The sequence below is a fragment of the Saccharibacillus alkalitolerans genome (assembly GCF_011090185.1).
Classification (GTDB): Bacteria; Bacillota; Bacilli; order Paenibacillales; family Paenibacillaceae; genus Saccharibacillus; species Saccharibacillus alkalitolerans.
This window is the reverse complement of sequence record NZ_JAAFGS010000004.1, coordinates 475,031-492,703: the sequence shown is the minus strand read 5'-3', so window position 1 is coordinate 492,703 and position 17,673 is coordinate 475,031. Positions and strand designations below refer to the sequence as shown.

The following is a 17,673-nucleotide window of genomic DNA, read 5'->3' as shown; positions in this document are numbered from 1 at the left end:
AGGAACACAAGTTCCCTTTTCGGACATTTTTGCCGCTGTGTGAGGATTGCCGAATTTTCCAGTATAATATTAACAATCACGACCCATAACGCAAGGAGGCGCTGTAATGCTTGAACTGACCGCATCTTATATCGATTCGCTCGCTCCGAACGCCGCCGCCGTCAAGAACGGCCGAGGGCTGGTTCAGAAGAACAAATTCGTCAAACTGAACATCTCCGAGGAAGGCAATCTGCTGTTCGGCGAATGTTCCGGCAGCGGCAAATCGAACTATGTCTGCTCGGTCGACTTCGTGACGCCGGACAATCCGGTATCGCGCTGCAGCTGCCCGAGCCGCCAATTTCCGTGCAAGCACGCGCTCGGCCTGATGTACGCCTATGCGGACGGAACGGCGTTCGAGAAGGCATCCGTTCCGGAAGACGTCGCATCCAAGCGGGAGAAGGCCGAAAAGCGCGAGGAGACCAAGGCGAAAAAAGCGTCCGAAGACGCGCCGGCCAAGCCGAAGAAGGTCAACAAAGCGGCGCTCAAAAAGAAGATCGGGCAGCAGCTCGAAGCGCTGGACGAACTCGAGAAAATCGTGCTCTCGCTGGTACGCGGCGGGTTGGGAACGACGAACGCGCGGACGGTCAAGGATCTGAACGACCATGCCAAACGGCTTGGCGGCAGCTATTTGACCGGGGCGGAAAACGAACTTCGCCGGCTGGCGCTGCTGCTGGAGCAGGGCGACCGCGAACAGGGTTATACATACGCGGCGGAGCAGCTGACTCTGCTGAACGCTTTTATCAAAAAAGGGCGCGCTTATCTGCAGGCCAAACAGGAAGACCCGGAACTTGCGCCCGACGCCGAATCGACGATCGAGGAATGGCTGGGGCGCGCCTGGCAGCTGTCGGAGCTGAAGGAAGCCGGGCGCGTCACCGAAAACGCGGAGCTGCTGCAGCTTGCGTTTTACAGCTATCGGGACGAAGCTCGCAAAGAGTTCGTCGACACCGGTTTCTGGCTGGAACTCGGCAGAGAACGGGTCCATCGCACCGTGCAGTACCGCCCGTTCAAGGCGGCCAAGCACATGAAAGAGGAAGACAGCTTCTTCAGCGTGGCGAAGATCGCCGAACTGTACCGCTATCCCGGCGGCATGAACGCCCGCGTGCGCTTCGAAGGCATGCTGCCGCGTGAGGCGGCGGAAGCCGATTACGAGTCGGTTCGTTCCGCGGCGTCGGCGTCGATCGCCGAAGCGGTCAAAGCCGTGAAGAATCAGCTTAAAGATCCGCTGGCCGACCGTTCCCCGGTCGTGCTGCTGAAAGCTTCGCGCATCGCCCGGACGGAAGCCGGAGCCTTCGCGCTGGTCGACGAATCCGGCGCCGCGCTGGAGCTCGGAGACATCTACCGGCTTCCGCAGCCGACGACGCCGCTGCTCCCCCTGGTCGATCCTTCCCTGCTGGACGACTGCGCGGTGCTGGCGATGTTCGAGCATCGGATGGATACGGGACAGCTGGTCGCCCAGCCGCTGACGCTGATTCAGGGCGACCGGATTATGCGCCTGCTGTATTGAGAGACGCGCCGCGCGAGAGAAGATCGAACCGGAAATCGGACCTTGTCCGAATTCGAATACAAGGGAGGAGCAAACGATAATGAGTACGACTTTGCTGCAGGAACTTCAAGGCGAACTGCGACGCCTGTACATCGCGGGCAGCGATCTGGCCGCTGAAGATTTTCGCCTGAAAAAGCTGGAGCCCAAGCTGGCGCAGCTCGGAGAACGGGCGCCGGTGTTCAAGCGGATGGCCGAGGACGTGGCGGCGCTGACGGGACCGTCGGAGCCGGAAGCGCGCGCGGCGAAGCTGCAGGACGTGTCGCTGCTGCTGAATTCCGTGCTGTCGACGCAGGGCCGTACGGCCGCCGAAGGCGTGACGGAAGAAAAGCCGGAGAGCGCGGGTCTGGCGGAGCTGACCGCTTCGCATTCCTACCGCCAGCTCGCGGAAGTGCAAAACGCGCTGTCCACTTCGGGCGGAGGCCGCTACGAAATCGTGACGTCGGCGTACCAGCAGGGCTTGTTCCGCGACCTGCGGCTGTTCCCTTTTGCCGTCAAAGCGTTGAACGATTCTTACTCGGAATTGGCGGACTACGCCGTTCGTTACATCCTGCCTTCCTACGGCAGGGCGATCGTGCCCTATCTGCTCGAAGGACTGAACATGCAGGGCGGCCGCGAGGAAGAGCGCCGGCTGGAAGTCGTGCGTCGATTGGGCGTCGATCCGGACGACAAGCGTTCGCTCGAACGGTTGGTGGCGGCGGCCGAAGAAGGAGCGGACAAGGTGCGCGCCGCGGCGATCGCCTGTCTGGGCTCCCATCCGGACTTCGAGGAGCGGCTGCTGGAATGGTCGCTGGACAAAAAGAAATCCGTGCGCGAAGGAGCGCTGGCGGCGCTGGCCGTCCGCGATTCTTCCGCGGCGCGCGACCGTCTGTACGAAGCGTTCACGGGCAAGGACGCGGTGCCCGCGGCCGAAGCGATCGGCGCGGCTCCTTCGGCGGACATGATCGCGCGCCTCGTTCCGCTGTACGAGGAGCGCCTGCGCAGGGAGCATGCCGGCGAAGACGACCGGAAAAGCAAGGATAAGCTGTGGAAAGAGCTGGAGCCGTTCACGATCGCTTTCCGGCATGCCAAACATCCGGAGCTGGAGCGTTTGTTCCTGGACATGGCCGCGAGCGAACAGGATTATCCTTCGCTCGGCCGTCTCGATTTCTCGGAACATCTGCGCGTAATGAACCAGGCCGCGGGATATTTGGAAGACGCGGACACCGACGAAGCTTTGGCCGTGCTGCAGGCGCTGGAAGAACGGGACCCGCTGTATCTGCAGTTTGCTTTCCATGCGACCAAACGGCTGCGTCCCGCGTCCGAGCTGTACGACCGCTACGCCGGAACGGGCCGCGGCCGCCTGCGCGAAGCCGTCTCCAAAAAAGCGCAGCAGATTCAGAAGAAGCTGATCGAGACGCTGCGGGAGGAAGTGTACGCCTACGAAGGCTATGTCCGCAAGCGCCTGCCCCGGGAACGGGTGGAAGCGGAATGGGACCGCCGCTGGCTGGGCTGGCTGATCGACCGCAACGAACTGGAACTGGTAGCGGCGATGGCCGTTCCGGGCGAACCGAAGCTGCTGCCGTACCTGGAACAGCAGATCGAGCGTTCGAGCAACAATTATTACGCGGACTACATCTTCACGGCGCTCGACCAGGGAGGATTCGACGAAGACACCAAGTACGAACTGCTGATGCGCTGGATGGAACGGAAGGACTGGAAAAAAACCTACAGCGTCTACCGCGACGAATCCGAGCTTCTGCTGCGCATTCCGGACCGCTTGGCAGGCTCGGCGGCGGACCGTCTGGAGCCGCTGGCGAAGGAAGCCCGTACCGAATACGTCAAGGAAACGATGCAAGAGATCGTGCATTCGCTCCGGCGGCGCGCCGAATCGGCAAACTAAACCGCCGCGGCAGCCCGGCCGTTCCGGGGGGATTCGACTGCCGGGACGCTTCGGAGCCGCCGCATTCCGTTTTTCGCGTTAGACGATCGCAAATCGAGAGGAGAATGAGCCATGGCCGCAGCCAAGACGAAAGAGCAGGACGCGATGCGCCTGCCCGCCGAGCTTCTGTATCAACAGGAAATCGAGGCGCTGAAAAAGGAAGACAAAGGAGTCGTGCCGCCCGGCTGGCAGATGTCGCCGAAAGCCGTGCTGACCTACATTACCGGAGGGAAAGCCGGCAAGCTGGACATCACGCCCAAATACATAGGCAACAGACGTCTCGTCGAGATGGCCATCGCCACGCTCGTGACGGACCGCGCGCTGCTGCTGATCGGCGAGCCGGGCACGGCCAAATCGTGGCTGTCCGAAAATTTGACGGCTGCCGTCAGCGGCAATTCCGGCCTCGTCGTGCAGGGAACGGCGGGCACGAGCGAAGAGCAGGTGCGCTATTCGTGGAACTACGCGATGCTGCTGGCGAACGGCCCGACGCCGGAAGCGCTGGTGCGCAGCCCGATCATGCGCGCCATGGAAGGCGGAAGCGTGGCCCGGTTCGAGGAAATTTCGCGCTGCGCGTCCGAAGTGCAGGACGCGCTGATCTCCATCCTGTCCGAGAAGACGGTCTCGGTGCCGGAACTCGGCAGCGAGACGAGCGCGCGCAAAGGCTTCTCGATCATCGCGACGGCGAACACGCGCGACCGCGGGGTCAACGAGATGTCGGCGGCCCTTAAGCGCCGCTTCAACATTATCGTGCTGCCCGCGCCGTCGGACCTGGAGACGGAGCTGTCCATCGTCAAGAAGCGGGTCGGCGAGATCGCCGCTTCGTATCAGCTGCAGGCGGCTCCTCCGGCCGACGAAGCGCTGCTTAAGGTGGTCACCATCTTCCGGGAACTGCGCAGCGGCATGACGCTCGACCGCAAGGAGAAGTTGAAGTCGCCGGGCGGCGTCATTTCGACGGCGGAAGCGATCTCGCTGCTGACCAACAGCATGGCGCTGGCCGCAAGCTTCGGCAGCGGAGAGATGACGGACGAAGACCTGGCGGCCGGGCTTCAGGGCGCGATCGTCAAGGACGACGACAAAGACAAGCTCGTCTGGAAAGAATATCTGGACAACGTCATGAAGAAACGGGGATCGGAGTGGCGCGGGCTGTATCAGGCGTGCAGGGAGATGAACGAGTGAAGGCGGCGGACGTCAAAGTGTCCGTCTTCGGCGTCCGGCACCTGTCCCCCGGCGGTGCCTGCCATCTTCTCGATTATTTGGACCGGATTAAGCCGACGGCGGTGCTGATCGAAGGGCCGTCGGACGCGAGCGGCATGATCGGCGACCTGGTGCAGCCGACGACCGTGCCGCCGGTCGCGGTGCTGGCGTTCACGGACGAGATGCCGGTGCGAACGGCATTATGGCCGTTCGCGGTCTACTCGCCCGAGCTTCAAGCGATGCGGTGGGCGTCGAAGCGCGGCGCGCTTTGTCAGCTGATCGACCTGCCTTCCGGCGCGGCGCTTGCGCTGCAGCATCTGCGGCGGGGCGATTCGGAAGATCGCGGCGGGCGACGCGAGACGGACGAAGCGGAGCCTGCCGAGGAAGCGGAACCTGCAGCGAATGCGTCGCCGAACGCGGCGGCCGAGCCGGAGGGGGCCGAAGAGCTTGAGGCCGGCGAAGTTTCCCGATCGATCTACGAACGGATCGCGGAGCTGGCCGGCGAACACGATTACGAGACGTACTGGGAACGTCACTACGAGCACAATGCCAACCCGGACGCATACCGCGACTCGATCCTCGCTTTTTCGGCGCAAATGCGCGAGCTGGGAGAAGAGCGCGAGCGGTCGGAGCAGCCGGAGGAACACGCGTACAATTACGTGCGCGAAGCCTATATGCGCCGGCAGATCCTGAAAGTGATCGAAGCCGGACACGATCCGGCGAAGATCGTGGTCGTCTGCGGCGCTTATCATGCGGCGGTACTGGAGAACCCGCTCGAAGGCGCGATGACCGACGCGGAGTTCGAGGCGCTGCCTTCGCGCAGCTCCAAGCTGACGCTGATGCCGTATTCGTATTACCGGCTGTCCAGCCTGTCCGGCTACGGCGCGGGCAACAATGCCCCGCATTATTACCAGATGATGTGGGAAGCCATGGAATCGGGAAATCCCGACGAGCTTCCTCGATTGTACCTGTCGACGGCGGCGCGTACGCTTCGGGCTTCCGGGACGCATCGGTCGACCGCCGAAGTCATCGAAGCGGTGCGGCTGGCCGAAGGACTGGCTTCGCTGCACGGAGGCAGCGCGCCGACGCTGCTGGAACTTCGCGACGCGGCGCAGACGCTGCTGGGCCGGGGCGAGCTGTCGGTGGTCGCCGAAGCGCTGGTTCGGGTCGACGTAGGAACGGAGATCGGCAGCCTGGCCGAAGGCGTCAGCCAAACGCCGCTGCAGGACGACCTGAACCGGGAGCTCAAAAGGCTCAAGCTGACCAAATACAAAACGGCGGTCGCGGCGGACCTGTCGCTCGATCTGCGGGAGAATCGCCGCGTCTCGTCGCAGGAAGCCGCTTATCTCGACTTGAACCGTTCCTTTCTGTTCCACCGGCTGGAGCTGCTGGAAATTCCGTTCGTGCGCTCCAGGCAGGCAGGTCCGGAACGGGCCGTTTGGGCCGAAGATTGGATCGTCCAATGGACGCCGGAAGCGGAAATCCGCGTCGTGGAATCGACGCTGCTCGGCGAGACGATCGAGATCGCCTGCGCGCATCGATTGCGAGAAAAACTGGAAGCCTGCACCTCCATAGCGGAGGCGTCCGCGCTGATCGACACGGCCGTACGCTGCGGCATGACCGCGCAGATGGAAGACGGGCGCCGCGTGCTGCAGAGCCTGGCGGCGGACAGCCGCGACACGGCGCAGATCTCGGCCGCGGCTGCCCGGCTGTCGGGCATCGTCGCTTATGGCGACATTCGGCGAGCGGATACGGCGCCGCTCGTGCCGCTGCTGGAGCAGCTGTTTTTCCGCGGCTGCCTGTATTTGTCCGACGCGGCGAACTGCAGCGACGAAGCGGCCTACGGCATGATCGCCGCCATGAGCGATCTCAACAAGATCGCCCAAGAACACGACGATGCCGTGGACACGGCGCTCTGGTCGCGCGAACTGAGCGAGCTGTCCGAACGCGACGACCGCAATCCGAAGCTGTCGGGCTTCGCCTGCGCCCTGCTGCTCGAACGCGGCGAGATGAGCGCCGAACAATGCGCCGCCGAAGTGTCGCGGCGGTTGTCTCCCGGCATCCCGTCGGATCTCGGAGCGGGTTGGTTCGAAGGACTGTCCATGCGCAACCGTTATGCGCTGCTGTCTCGGATGAGCTTGTGGTCGCAGCTTAACGAATATATCAATTCGCTGGACGACGACGAATTCAAACGCGCGCTCGTGTTCCTGCGCCGCGCGTTCAGCTCGTTCTCTGCACACGAGAAAACGATGATCGCCGAGACGATGGGCGAACTGTGGGGCGTGAACGCGGAGCAAGCCGCGGAGATCCTGACCGGGGATCTGAAGGGGGAAGAAGACAAGATGCTGGACGAATTGAACGATTTCGACTTTGGAGACTTTTAATATGGCGAATACATTCGATAATAGCGGCAACGAGACGAATGGCGTGAACGACGCGAGCGGGGCGAACGATATGAACAGCATGTACGACGCGAACGAATCGAACGAGGCCGAGGATAGCAAACAGCAGGCGCATTCCGTTTCCCGCTGGCGCTTGATCTTGGGCGAAGCCGCCGAAAAGCATCTCGAAAGCATGAACGGGCCGGGCGGCCTGCGCTTGACGGAAGAAGAAGCGATCATGGATGCGGCGCTGGCGGCGATCTACGACGATACGGACGGCAGCCAGGGAACTTCCGTAGGCGGCTCGGGAAAAGGTTCCGGCAGCAGCGGCGGGGGACGCGGCGCGGGCAGCGGAAGAGGTTCGGTCAATCTGTCCCGCTGGCTCGGCGACGTACGCAATCTGTTCTCGGAGGATGTCGTCTCGATCATTCAGAATGACGCGATCGAGCGGCGGGGCTGGAAGCAGCTGCTGTTCGAGCCGGAACTGCTGTCTTCCGTCAAGCCGGACATTCAAATGGTCGGGACGTTGATGGCGCTCAAAGGCAAAATTCCGGAGAAAACGAAGGATACGGCCCGCATGCTGGTCAAAGCCGTCGTGGACGAGCTGATGGCGCGCATGAAGGAAGATATGCGGCGAGCCGTGACGGGCGCCTTGAACAAACGCCAGCATACGCCGCTGCCTTCGCTCAGCGGACTCGACTGGAAGCGGACGATCCAGCGGAATCTGAAACATTACGATATGGAACGGAAAATGATCATTCCCGAGCGGTTTTATTACTTCGACCGAGCTCGGCGCAGCAAAGAATGGACGGTCATCCTCGATATCGACCAGAGCGGCTCGATGGCCGAGTCGGTCATTTGGGCGTCGGTAACGGGCGCGATCTTCGCCAGCATGCCGGCGCTGGACACGCGGGTCGTCGTATTCGATACGGAAGTGGTCGATCTGACGGAGCAGTGCGCCGACGACCCCGTCGACATGCTGTTCGGCATCCAGCTCGGCGGCGGAACCGACATCAACAAGTCGGTCGCGTACTGCGAGAACTTTATCGAAGACCCCAAGAAAACGCTGTTCATCATGATCACCGACCTGTACGAAGGCGGCAATCAGGCGGCGCTGGTGCGCCGGATGCGCGAAATGCGCGAATCGGGCGTGCGCACGCTGTGCCTGCTGGCGCTCTCCGACGGCGGTCGTCCGTTCTACGACGAGCGGCTGGCGCGGCTGCTCTCCCGTGACGGTACGCCGTGCTTCGCCTGCACGCCGGGCATGCTGCCGGAGCTGGTGGCGGGCGCGCTTCAGGGGCAGGACATGAGCGCCTTGGCGAAAAAGCTGACGTCGGAAAAAGGCTGATCGGAAAAAATGTCGGAAAGCGGCCGTTCGAGAGAGGCTGTTCGAGGAAGCTTGCGAGTTTGACGGGACGGCGGACGGTCGCGGCTCCGAGGCGGCGGAGCCGGATGCGCCGAAAGCGAAAATCCGGCGCGTCCTACCCGCCTGCCGCCGGATTACCGATCCTGCGACGCCCATCCCGCAATGTACATCCCGCGACGCCCATCCCGCGACGTACATCCCGCGATACACATTCCGCGGTGCACATTCCGCATATTGAATATCCTGCGGACTGCATGTCCTGCAGAGCGAACGTCCTGCGGCTGAGGCGCCGAGCACCGGAAGTTGGGCTTGCGGCACGCCTTATTCCGTACGCAAAAAAGGCTTTGCCCTTGCCGGGCGAAGCCTTTTTTGGTTCGAGAAACCGGGCTCTCTAAATCGGAGAGCCCGGTTTCTTTTGCCTGCGCGCATGTCGGCGCTCGGAAGCACCCGCTTCGTCACCTTGCTTCACCGCTTCGCTAGGCCGGAAGGAATTGTTCGCCGTTCTGCACAAATAACTGCGTATAAGCAGTTATTTGCGCTTTGCACGTCTGATTGCGAGAAATAACTGCACCAGAGCAGCTATTTTGCAAAAAAGCACGCGAAAAGAGAGCTTAACGATCAAATAGCTGCTCTCACGCAGTTATTTTCTTAAAACAATCGTTTTTGAGCTGAATAAGTGCTCTTTCGCAGTTATTTGGAATCGGCGCACGAAATTTACTTGCAGGCAAGTGCTCCTTCGTCGCCCCGATCCCGACTTATTCGTCTTCCGGCTCCGCGTCTTCCGGCACGATGACCTGCACATGCGAAGGCAGAATATGCAGCTCGATCGGCAGCGCGGGTCCCGGCTCGCCGTCCACGTTGGTCTTGACGGGTTCCGTCGACGTGACGCTGACGCGCTTGGTCGTGAAATACTCGACATCCTTGTGTCCCTTGAGATTGCCCAGAAGCAGCGATACGCCCGCCGTCAGCGTATTGAAAAAGTTCAGGTCGTGCAGAATGAAGCAGTGCAGCAGGCCGTCGTCGACCTCGGCATCCGGCGCCAGATTTTCGAAACCGCCCACGGAGTTGGTCAGGGCGGCAATGAAGATCGGCGCGTCGCCTTCCCATGTGCCGCCGTCGTGCGTGATGGACAGCGGCGAAACGGAGCTGCCCAGCAGTTCTTTGGCGCCTTCCCGGAAGTAAGCGAAAGCGCCGAACTTCGACTTGTCTTCCGAGGTAACGGACGAGAGCGCATCGGCGAGCGAGCCGGCGGCGACCACGTTGGCGAACAGCTGGTCGTTGATGCGGGCCATATCGACGCGGCGCAGCCGCGAAGAAGTCAGCGTATGGATCGCCTGCTCGGGATCGAGCGGAATATGCAGCGCCCGGGCGAAATCGTTCACCGTGCCGAGCGGCACGACGCCGAGCTTCGGACGATGCTTCTGGTCGAGCAGCCCGTTGATCGTCTCGTGCAGCGTGCCGTCTCCGCCGATGGAGACGACGAGATCGAATTCCTGCTTACAGGCGTCGATGCAGAAGTTGGTCGCGTCGAGTTCTTTGGTCGTCTCGTTGACGACCACGTCGTAACCGGCTTCTTCGCGCAAAATGTCTTCGACTTTACGGAGGTATTCAAGCGCCAGCTCTTTGCCGGACGAAGGATTGATAATAATCATGGCCTGCTTCACGAAATGCTGCCCCCGTTCTGATAGGAAATGGATGTGCTTGCTACTTCCCTTTTACCCAGAAAAAGGGCGTGCGGCGCGCGAAAGAGGCGGCAGCCGAAAAAAGCGTCGGAAAAATCGGGTACAATGGGCATGACGAAACAGCGTCCCATTACGAAGCCAGGAGAAGGAGCGAGACAATGAGCGGAAAAAGAGAGCAAACAGGCGAACTGCGGCAGCGCATCGAGCGGCATATCGAGGCGATCGGCGAATTCACGGCGACGCCCGGAGAAGGAACGACCCGGCTGACTTTCAGCGAGCAGGACCGTCAAGCGCGCGATTATATCAAGCGGGTGATGACCGAATACGGACTCCATGTCCGCGAGGACGGCTTCGGCAATATTTTCGGCAGACTCGAAGGAGCGATCGAGGGCGCGCCCGCCGTGCTGGTCGGTTCCCACTTCGACTCGGTGCCGAACGGCGGCTCTTATGACGGACCGGCGGGCGTGGTCGCGGGGCTGGAAGTCGCGAGACTGTTCCGGGAAAACGGCTTGAAGCCCAAGTATCCGCTCGAAGCGGTGGCCATGATCGAGGAAGAAGGCGGGCGCTTTATCGGCGGGCTGCTCGGCTCGCGCGCCATGCTCGGCATCGTAAGCGCGGAGGAGTTTGCGGCGACCAAGGACAAAGACGGAATCGCGACGGTGGAGGCGATGCGGGCGATCGGGCTTGATCCGGCGCTGCCCGGGAAACGGGAAGCGGCCGACATCAAGGCATTTTTGGAGCTGCATATCGAACAGGGGCCGATTCTGGAGGAAGAGGGCATTCCGATCGGCATCGTGGAAGCGATCGTCGGGCTGACCCAGATCCAGGTGACGGTAAAAGGCAGAGCCGGGCACGCCGGTACGACGCCGATGGATCGCCGCGCGGACGCGCTGGCAGCCGCTTCGAAGATCGTGGCGAAGCTGCCGGAACTGGCCGAGGAACAGGGGAACGGCACGGTCGCGACGATCGGACGCCTGAACGTGTATCCGAACGGGGCGAACGTCATTCCGGACAAAGTCGTGTTTACCGCCGATCTGCGCGCGGGGCGCGAGGAAGACGTGCTCGGCATATTGGAAAAAGCGGAAGCGCTGGCGAACTCGGCGGCAGGAAACGGCATCGAGGTGGAGATCGAGCGTCAGCTGTACATCCGGCCCAAACGGATGAGCGGCACGGTGATAGCGCTGCTTGAAGCGGGCAGCAGGGAGCGCGGCATCGCGTACCGCCCGATGAACAGCGGGGCGGGGCACGATGCGATGATCTTTTCCGATTATACCGATGTCGGCATGCTGTTCGTTCCGAGCCGCGGCGGGATCAGCCACCATCCGGCAGAGTGGTCGGACGCGGGCGATCTCGCGCGGGCGGTGGAAATTTTATACGATACGGCCAGAGCGCTGACGGAAGCGGAATAAACTCGGCCTGCGAACCGTCGGAAGATATTCGTTTTTCCGCCTTGAAGAAAGACGGTTGGCATGGCACCATAAGAAGAACGTACGCTTAAGATAAGAAGAAACGGGGAATGAATCGAATGAACGAACTGCCTAACTGCCCGTCCTGCGGGTCCGCTTATACTTACGAAGACGGCAGCCTGCTCGTGTGCCCGGAATGCGCCCACGAATGGATGCCGGGAGCGGAGGCGGGCGACGGCGCGGACAGCGCGAAAGTCGTGCGCGACGCCAACGGCAACGAGCTGCGGGACGGCGATTCCGTCACGGTGATCAAAGACCTGAAAGTCAAAGGAAGCTCTTCCGTGCTGAAGATCGGCACCAAGGTCAAAAATATCCGCTTGGTCGACGGCGATCACGATATCGACTGCAAGATCGACGGCTTCGGCGCGATGAAATTGAAATCGGAGTTCGTGCGGAAGGCTTAACGAAGCGACGGCGTTTGGGATAGGCAGGGACCGGACAAGAGCCGGTCCTTTTGTCGTGCGCAAAAAGATTTGTTCCGCGAAGGACGTTGGCGGTAAGATAGAAGGCGAATAAGATAGAAGGCGAATAGCATCCGAACAACAAACGATAAAGAACGAGGAATTTGGAGGACTTTACCGATGAAGGACGATTCGATAAAAGCGGACGGGGCTTCGCCCGATTACCGCAGCCGCTACAGAGGCGACTGCGAAAACTGCTTCGGCCTCTGCTGCGCCGCCCTGCCGTTCGCGGCCTCGGTCGATTTCGCGATCGACAAAGCGGCGGGGGAACCGTGCCGCAACCTGCGGGAAGATTTCCGCTGCGGCATTCATACGAAGCTGCGCGGCAGCGGCTTCCGGGGCTGCACGGTCTACGACTGCTTCGGGGCGGGGCAAAAAGTATCGCAGCAGACGTTCGGAGGGGTAAGCTGGCGCGAGCGTCCGGAGACGGCGCGCGCCATGTTCGCCGTGCTGCCCGTCGTCTGGCAGCTGCACGAACTGATGGTGTACTTGGAAGAGCTGCTCGGCCGCCCGGCGGCCTCGAAGCTCCACCCCCGGCTCCGCGAGGAGCTCGCCGACACCCGGCGCCTCACGGAGCTTGAACCCGACGCTCTGCTTGCGCTGAGCGTCTCCGCGCAGCGCGCGAAGGTGAACGAGCTGCTGCTCGAAGGCAGCGAGCTCGTTCGCGCCGAGGCGCTGCGCCGCCGGGCTGCGCGCGGCGAAGAGCCTTCGCGCGGAGCGAAGCCCGCGCGAAAGGGCGGCCGCAAAGGCCGCAGACCGGCCGTCGGCCGGGGCGCCGACCTCGTGGGCGCCGACCTGCGCGGCGAGGATCTGCGCGCCGCGAACCTGCGCGGCGCCTATTTGATCGCGGCGGATCTCCGCGATGCGGACCTGCGCGAAGCGGATCTGATCGGCGCGGATTTCCGCGACGCCGATCTGCGGGGCGCCGACCTCACCGGCGCCCTGTTCCTGACGCAGGTCCAGGTGAACGCGGCCAGAGGCGACGCGTCGACGATTCTGCCGCCGGGCCTCGAGCGCCCGGGCCATTGGACGGCCGCCGGCTGAATCCGGCGCCGAACGTTTCGGCTTTGCCGATGCTTTTGCTTTTGCGAAGCGGCGCTAACCGCCGATATGCGGCGCGAACGCCGTTTTCCTACTTTTTGATCGGGAGGTTGGTTGAACCATGAAACATAATCGTCTCGGAAACAGCGGGCTGTGGGTCTCTCGGCTCGGACTCGGCACCAACGCGTTCGGCAAGAGAGTCGACGAGGAGACTTCGATCCGCGTCATTCACGCCGCGCTGGACGGCGGCGTCAACTTCGTCGACACGGCGAACATCTATGCCGGCACGGAGTCGGAGCGGATTATCGGGAAAGCGCTGGAAGGCCGCCGCGACGGGGTCGTGCTGACGACCAAGGCCGGTCTGCCGCGCGGCGAAGCGCCGGACGAGCGCGGCTCGTCGCGCCGCCATCTGCGGCGGGAGCTGGAAGAAAGCTTGAAGCGGCTGAACACGGACTACGTCGATCTGTATCAGATCCATACGTTCGATCCGTATACGCCGCTGGAAGAGACGCTGCGCACGCTGGACGATTTCGTTTCCTCGGGCAAAGTCCGCTATATCGGCGCATCGAACTACGCCGCCTGGGAATTCATGAAGGCGCTCGGCATCAGCGAGCGCGAAGGCTTTGTCCGCTACATTTCCAGCCAGACCTGCTATTCGCTCGCGGACCGCACGCCGGAAAACGAGCTGATTCCGATGTGCCTCGACCAGGGCGTCGGCATCATCCCGTATTTTCCGCTCGCGGGCGGCATTCTGAGCGGCAAATACGGCGGCGAAGAAGCGGCGCCGGCCGGTTCGAGAGCCGAAACCGATCCCAACTTCCGCCGCTTCTTGAGCGACCGCTATCTGGAATTGGGCCGGCAGGTGAGCGAACTTGCGGCGGAAGCCGGCACGACGCCGGGCGTCCTGTCGTTGGCTTGGCTGATGCGCCGTCCGGCCGTCTCGACGGTCATCGTGGGCGCCACCCGGCCGGAGCAGGTGGAAGCCAACCTCGAAAGCGTCACCTTCGAACCGGACGCCGCTTTGCTGGAACGGCTGGACGCGGTCAGCGAGCCTTTCCGGTCGGGCGAGCCTTTTGCGGTATACCGGCTGACGTAAAAGGTCTTGAACCGCTCGGCCGGCGCGACGAATAGACCCGGCCTTGTCTGTGCCGTTAAGTTCCGGGAGAGGAAGATGGCGATGAAATTTGTGTTGGCGCCCGATTCGTTCAAAGAGAGCATGACGGCCAAAGAAGCCGCCGAAGCGATGCGCAGCGGCATCAAGCAGGTGTTTCCGGATGCCGAGTGCGTCATGGCGCCGATGGCGGACGGCGGAGAAGGAACGGTCGAATCGCTGGTCGACTACACGGGAGGCCGCATGATCCGGCTTCGCGTGACCGGCCCGCTGGGCACCCCGGTCGACGCGGAATACGGATTGTCCGGCGACGGACAAACGGCAATTATCGAGATGGCCAGCGCGAGCGGCATTCATCTGGTGAAGCCGCAGGATCGCGATCCGCTGCTCACGACCACTTACGGTACGGGCGAGCTGATTCGGGATGCGCTGGACCGGGGAGCCCGTCATGTCCTGATGGGAATCGGAGGCAGCGTGACCAACGACGGCGGAGCGGGCATGCTGCAGGCGCTGGGCGTATCGCTGACGGACGAGGAAGGCCGCGAGCTTTCCTTCGGCGGAGGCGCGCTGAACCGTCTACGGCGTATCGACGTGTCTGGGCTCGATGTCCGGCTGCGGGATACGCGTGTAGAAGTCGCCTGCGACGTGACCAACCCGCTGACCGGGACGAACGGCGCTTCCCGCGTGTTCGGCCCGCAAAAAGGCGCCTCGCCCGAAATGGTCGAGGAACTGGACCGCGGCTTGTCGCGTTATGCGGACGTTATTTTCGAACAGACCGGACGCGACGTATCGAAAGCGGCCGGAGCGGGAGCGGCAGGCGGATTGGGAGCCGGGCTTCTGGCTTTTCTGGATGCGGAATTGAAACGCGGAGTCGAGCTGGTCATCGAGTATACGGCTTTGAAGGAACAAATGAAAGGAGCCGACTACGTGTTTACGGGCGAAGGGTCGATCGATCGTCAGACCCGCTTCGGCAAGACGCCCTACGGCGTGGCGGATGCCGCCCGGGAACTCGGGATTCCGGTTATCGCTTTTGCCGGCCGGATCGGGGAAGGCGCCGAAGAACTGTACGACTGCGGATTCACGGCCGTAATCGGCATCCTTCGGGAAGCCGGTTCCCTTGAGCAAGCGCTGCAGGAGGGCAGAGCCAACCTGGCTTTTGCCGCGCAGAACATCTGCCGCGCGATCCGGCAGGCGTCCGAAACCTAGAAATTCAGCCTCCGGTCATACGGGAAAAAGGAAGGTCCGAGCGAAAGCGGCCGCAGCAAGAACGACTTCCGAGCAACCTCTGCCATTCAAGGCGGAGGTTTTTTCGTTCTGCGCGGATTCCCCCGCCGCGCCGGGGAGCGAAGTTTGCGGTGCCGTCCCGAAAGCCCGTAACGTTGTCGGATGATGCGGCGTCTTCTAAGTAACAAAAAATTCGGGAATCGTCTTCTCCCAAGACGATTTTTTTCGTTTTACTGCAGGGGGAGACGGGGGTGCGAGCGTTCATAGAGAAAGAAAAAAACACGGCGTACGAATATGTTAACAATTGTTTAGGATTGTTTAATCCGGAATTCGAATGTATTTTAAGAACAGATGGTATGATAGAGGGCATTCCCACCGGTCAAAATTCAATCGAAATCGAGGGACAGGTATGAAAATTTTGATTACGACCGAATGCTACAGGCCGATCATCAACGGAGTCGTCACCTCGGTGGTCAATTTACAGAGCGAATTGGAGCGGAACGGGCACGAAGTGCGCATTCTGACCCTCTCGCCGAACGGGCATTCGTTTGTGCAGGACGGCATTACTTATATCGGCTCCGTCAAAGCGCTGTATCCCGGCGTCCGCACCGCGCTGCGGGTGCATCGCAGGGAGCTGCAGCCGCTGCTGGACTGGCAGCCGGACGTGGTCCATTCGCAGTGCGAGTTCAGTACGTTTCGCATGGCAAGGTACATAGCCGGGACATTGCAAATCCCGATCGTTCACACTTATCATACGGTCTACGAAGATTATACTCATTACTTCTCGCCGAGCCGGACCTGGGGAAGAGCCGCGGTGGCCTGGTTCTCCCGGAATACGTTGAAGCGCGTGCAGTGCGTCGTGGCGCCGACGGAGAAGGTACACAGCCTGCTGACGGGTTACGGCGTACCGGGCGATATCCAGGTCGTGCCGACAGGCGTCGATCTGGAGCAGTTCCGGGCGGAACTTCCGCCGGAACGTCGCCTGCTTCTTAGAAAAAACCTGGGGTTGACCGAAAAAGATCTTGTACTGGTCTCGGTAGGACGATTGGCGAAGGAAAAAAATCTCGAAGAAATTTTGCGCTTTACGTCGGAATGCCGGTATCCCGGATTGAAGCTGCTGATTGTCGGAGACGGTCCGCACCGGCACGCGCTCGAGCGTTATGCCGCGGAGCTGGGCCTCGGCGACCGGGTCGTGTTCGCGGGAATGGTCCAACCGGGCGAAGTGGCCGATTACTACCGGCTGGGAGAGTTGTTCGTCAGCGCTTCGAACAGCGAGACGCAGGGGCTGACTTACATCGAAGCGATGGCGTCGGGACTGCCGGTATTGTGCCGCCGGGACGACTGCTTGAAGGGGGTCGTGGACACCGGAGTCAACGGATGGCAGTACGAATCGTTCGAGCAGTTCGAAGAGGCGCTGGCCTCGGCGTGCCGCGACAGCGGACTGCTGGCCGAGCTCGGCCGAAATGCGCGCCGCACCGCTCTGGAGCGATATTCGTCCTCGGCTTTCGCCGCGAGCGCGGAACAATTGTATGCCCGCGCCGTCGCCGCTTACAGTCCGCAGCCGAGCCGTTTATTCCTGCCGGCCGCCACCAAAGCCGCGATCAAATAACACGAAGAATCGGGGGAACCGACCATGAAGCTTTTTTCGATCCGCCATATGATGAACGCTTCGACCGCCGCGGGCCTTGCCGCCTGCGCAGCCTGCATCGTTTACGGCTTCTACACCGGGATCTTCCGCTCGCAGGAAGCGCTGGAGGCGTTCTTGGCCGGCTTCGGCGTATGGGCGCCGCTCATTTTCGTGCTGTTCCAGGCGGTTCAGGTCGTCATTCCGATTCTTCCCGGCGGAATCGGCTGCGTGGCCGGCGTGCTGGTCTTCGGCCCGATTGCCGGTTTTATCTACAATTACGTGGGGATCTGCCTCGGTTCCCTGGCCGCCTTCCTGCTGGCGCGCCGATACGGGAAGCCGATTATCGAGAGCATGTTCAGCCCGAAACTGCAGGCGAAATACAAGCATTGGACGGAAGGGCGGCGTTTCAATAACTTGTTCGCCGTCGGGATTTTTATGCCGATCGCGCCGGATGACTTCCTGTGCTACCTGGCGGGAACGACGAAGATGACGTTTCGCCGCTTCACGACGATCATCCTGCTCGGCAAGCCGCTGGCGATCGCGGCCTACAGCTTCGGCTTAAGCGCGGCCATCACTTATTTGGCGAGACTGTTCGGAATCGTTTGACCGGAAGGGAAGGA

General features: G+C 61.8%; 13 protein-coding genes. 12 read left to right on the top strand and 1 reads right to left on the bottom strand.

The window, feature by feature from the left end:
• Positions 1-106 precede the first annotated feature (106 nt).
• From GYN08_RS14015 to GYN08_RS13995, 5 genes are all read left to right on the top strand, one after another.
• Positions 107-1,543 (top strand): SWIM zinc finger family protein, encoded by a 1,437-nt coding sequence (locus GYN08_RS14015; RefSeq protein WP_166275217.1) that lies wholly within the window; start codon positions 107-109, stop codon positions 1,541-1,543.
• Positions 1,544-1,622: 79 nt separating this feature from the next.
• Positions 1,623-3,461 (top strand): HEAT repeat domain-containing protein, encoded by a 1,839-nt coding sequence (locus GYN08_RS14010; protein ID WP_166275215.1) that lies wholly within the window; start codon positions 1,623-1,625, stop codon positions 3,459-3,461.
• A gap of 111 nt (positions 3,462-3,572) precedes the next feature.
• The gene (locus GYN08_RS14005; protein WP_166275213.1) at positions 3,573-4,676 is read left to right on the top strand and encodes an AAA family ATPase; all 1,104 of its coding nucleotides are present in this window, start codon (positions 3,573-3,575) and stop codon (positions 4,674-4,676) included.
• Positions 4,673-7,078: a DUF5682 family protein gene (locus GYN08_RS14000; RefSeq protein WP_166275211.1), complete on the top strand. Its 2,406-nt coding sequence runs from the start codon at positions 4,673-4,675 to the stop codon at positions 7,076-7,078. Before GYN08_RS14005 ends, GYN08_RS14000 begins: the two co-directional genes overlap by 4 nt.
• Before the next feature lie 79 nt (positions 7,079-7,157).
• Complete coding sequence (locus GYN08_RS13995; RefSeq protein ID WP_166275625.1) at positions 7,158-8,423, top strand: VWA domain-containing protein; 1,266 nt, start codon at positions 7,158-7,160, stop codon at positions 8,421-8,423.
• Between the two features lie 773 nt (positions 8,424-9,196).
• Here the strand turns inward: GYN08_RS13995 and GYN08_RS13990 are convergent.
• Entirely contained in the window at positions 9,197-10,105 is a 909-nt protein-coding gene (locus GYN08_RS13990; RefSeq protein ID WP_166275209.1) for a diacylglycerol/lipid kinase family protein, read from the bottom strand.
• 176 nt (positions 10,106-10,281) lie between these two features.
• On the opposite strand from GYN08_RS13990, the gene GYN08_RS13985 reads away from it, so the two are divergent.
• From GYN08_RS13985 to GYN08_RS13955, 7 genes are all read left to right on the top strand, one after another.
• On the top strand, positions 10,282-11,532 hold the full coding sequence (locus GYN08_RS13985; RefSeq protein WP_166275207.1) for a Zn-dependent hydrolase: 1,251 nt from the start codon (positions 10,282-10,284) through the stop codon (positions 11,530-11,532).
• Between the two features lie 116 nt (positions 11,533-11,648).
• Entirely contained in the window at positions 11,649-11,993 is a 345-nt protein-coding gene (locus GYN08_RS13980; RefSeq protein WP_166275623.1) for a zinc ribbon domain-containing protein YjdM, read from the top strand.
• Between the two features lie 177 nt (positions 11,994-12,170).
• On the top strand, positions 12,171-13,094 hold the full coding sequence (locus tag GYN08_RS13975) for a pentapeptide repeat-containing protein (RefSeq protein ID WP_166275205.1): 924 nt from the start codon (positions 12,171-12,173) through the stop codon (positions 13,092-13,094).
• A gap of 118 nt (positions 13,095-13,212) precedes the next feature.
• The gene (locus tag GYN08_RS13970; protein WP_166275203.1) at positions 13,213-14,187 is read left to right on the top strand and encodes an aldo/keto reductase; all 975 of its coding nucleotides are present in this window, start codon (positions 13,213-13,215) and stop codon (positions 14,185-14,187) included.
• Positions 14,188-14,268: 81 nt separating this feature from the next.
• Positions 14,269-15,408: a glycerate kinase gene (locus GYN08_RS13965; RefSeq protein WP_166275201.1), complete on the top strand. Its 1,140-nt coding sequence runs from the start codon at positions 14,269-14,271 to the stop codon at positions 15,406-15,408.
• 427 nt (positions 15,409-15,835) lie between these two features.
• On the top strand, positions 15,836-17,035 hold the full coding sequence (locus GYN08_RS13960; protein ID WP_166275199.1) for a glycosyltransferase family 4 protein: 1,200 nt from the start codon (positions 15,836-15,838) through the stop codon (positions 17,033-17,035).
• Between the two features lie 24 nt (positions 17,036-17,059).
• Positions 17,060-17,659 carry a TVP38/TMEM64 family protein gene (locus tag GYN08_RS13955; RefSeq protein ID WP_166275197.1) on the top strand — a complete coding sequence of 200 codons (600 nt, stop codon included), beginning with the start codon at positions 17,060-17,062 and terminating at the stop codon, positions 17,657-17,659.
• The last annotated feature ends 14 nt before the right edge of the window (positions 17,660-17,673 follow it).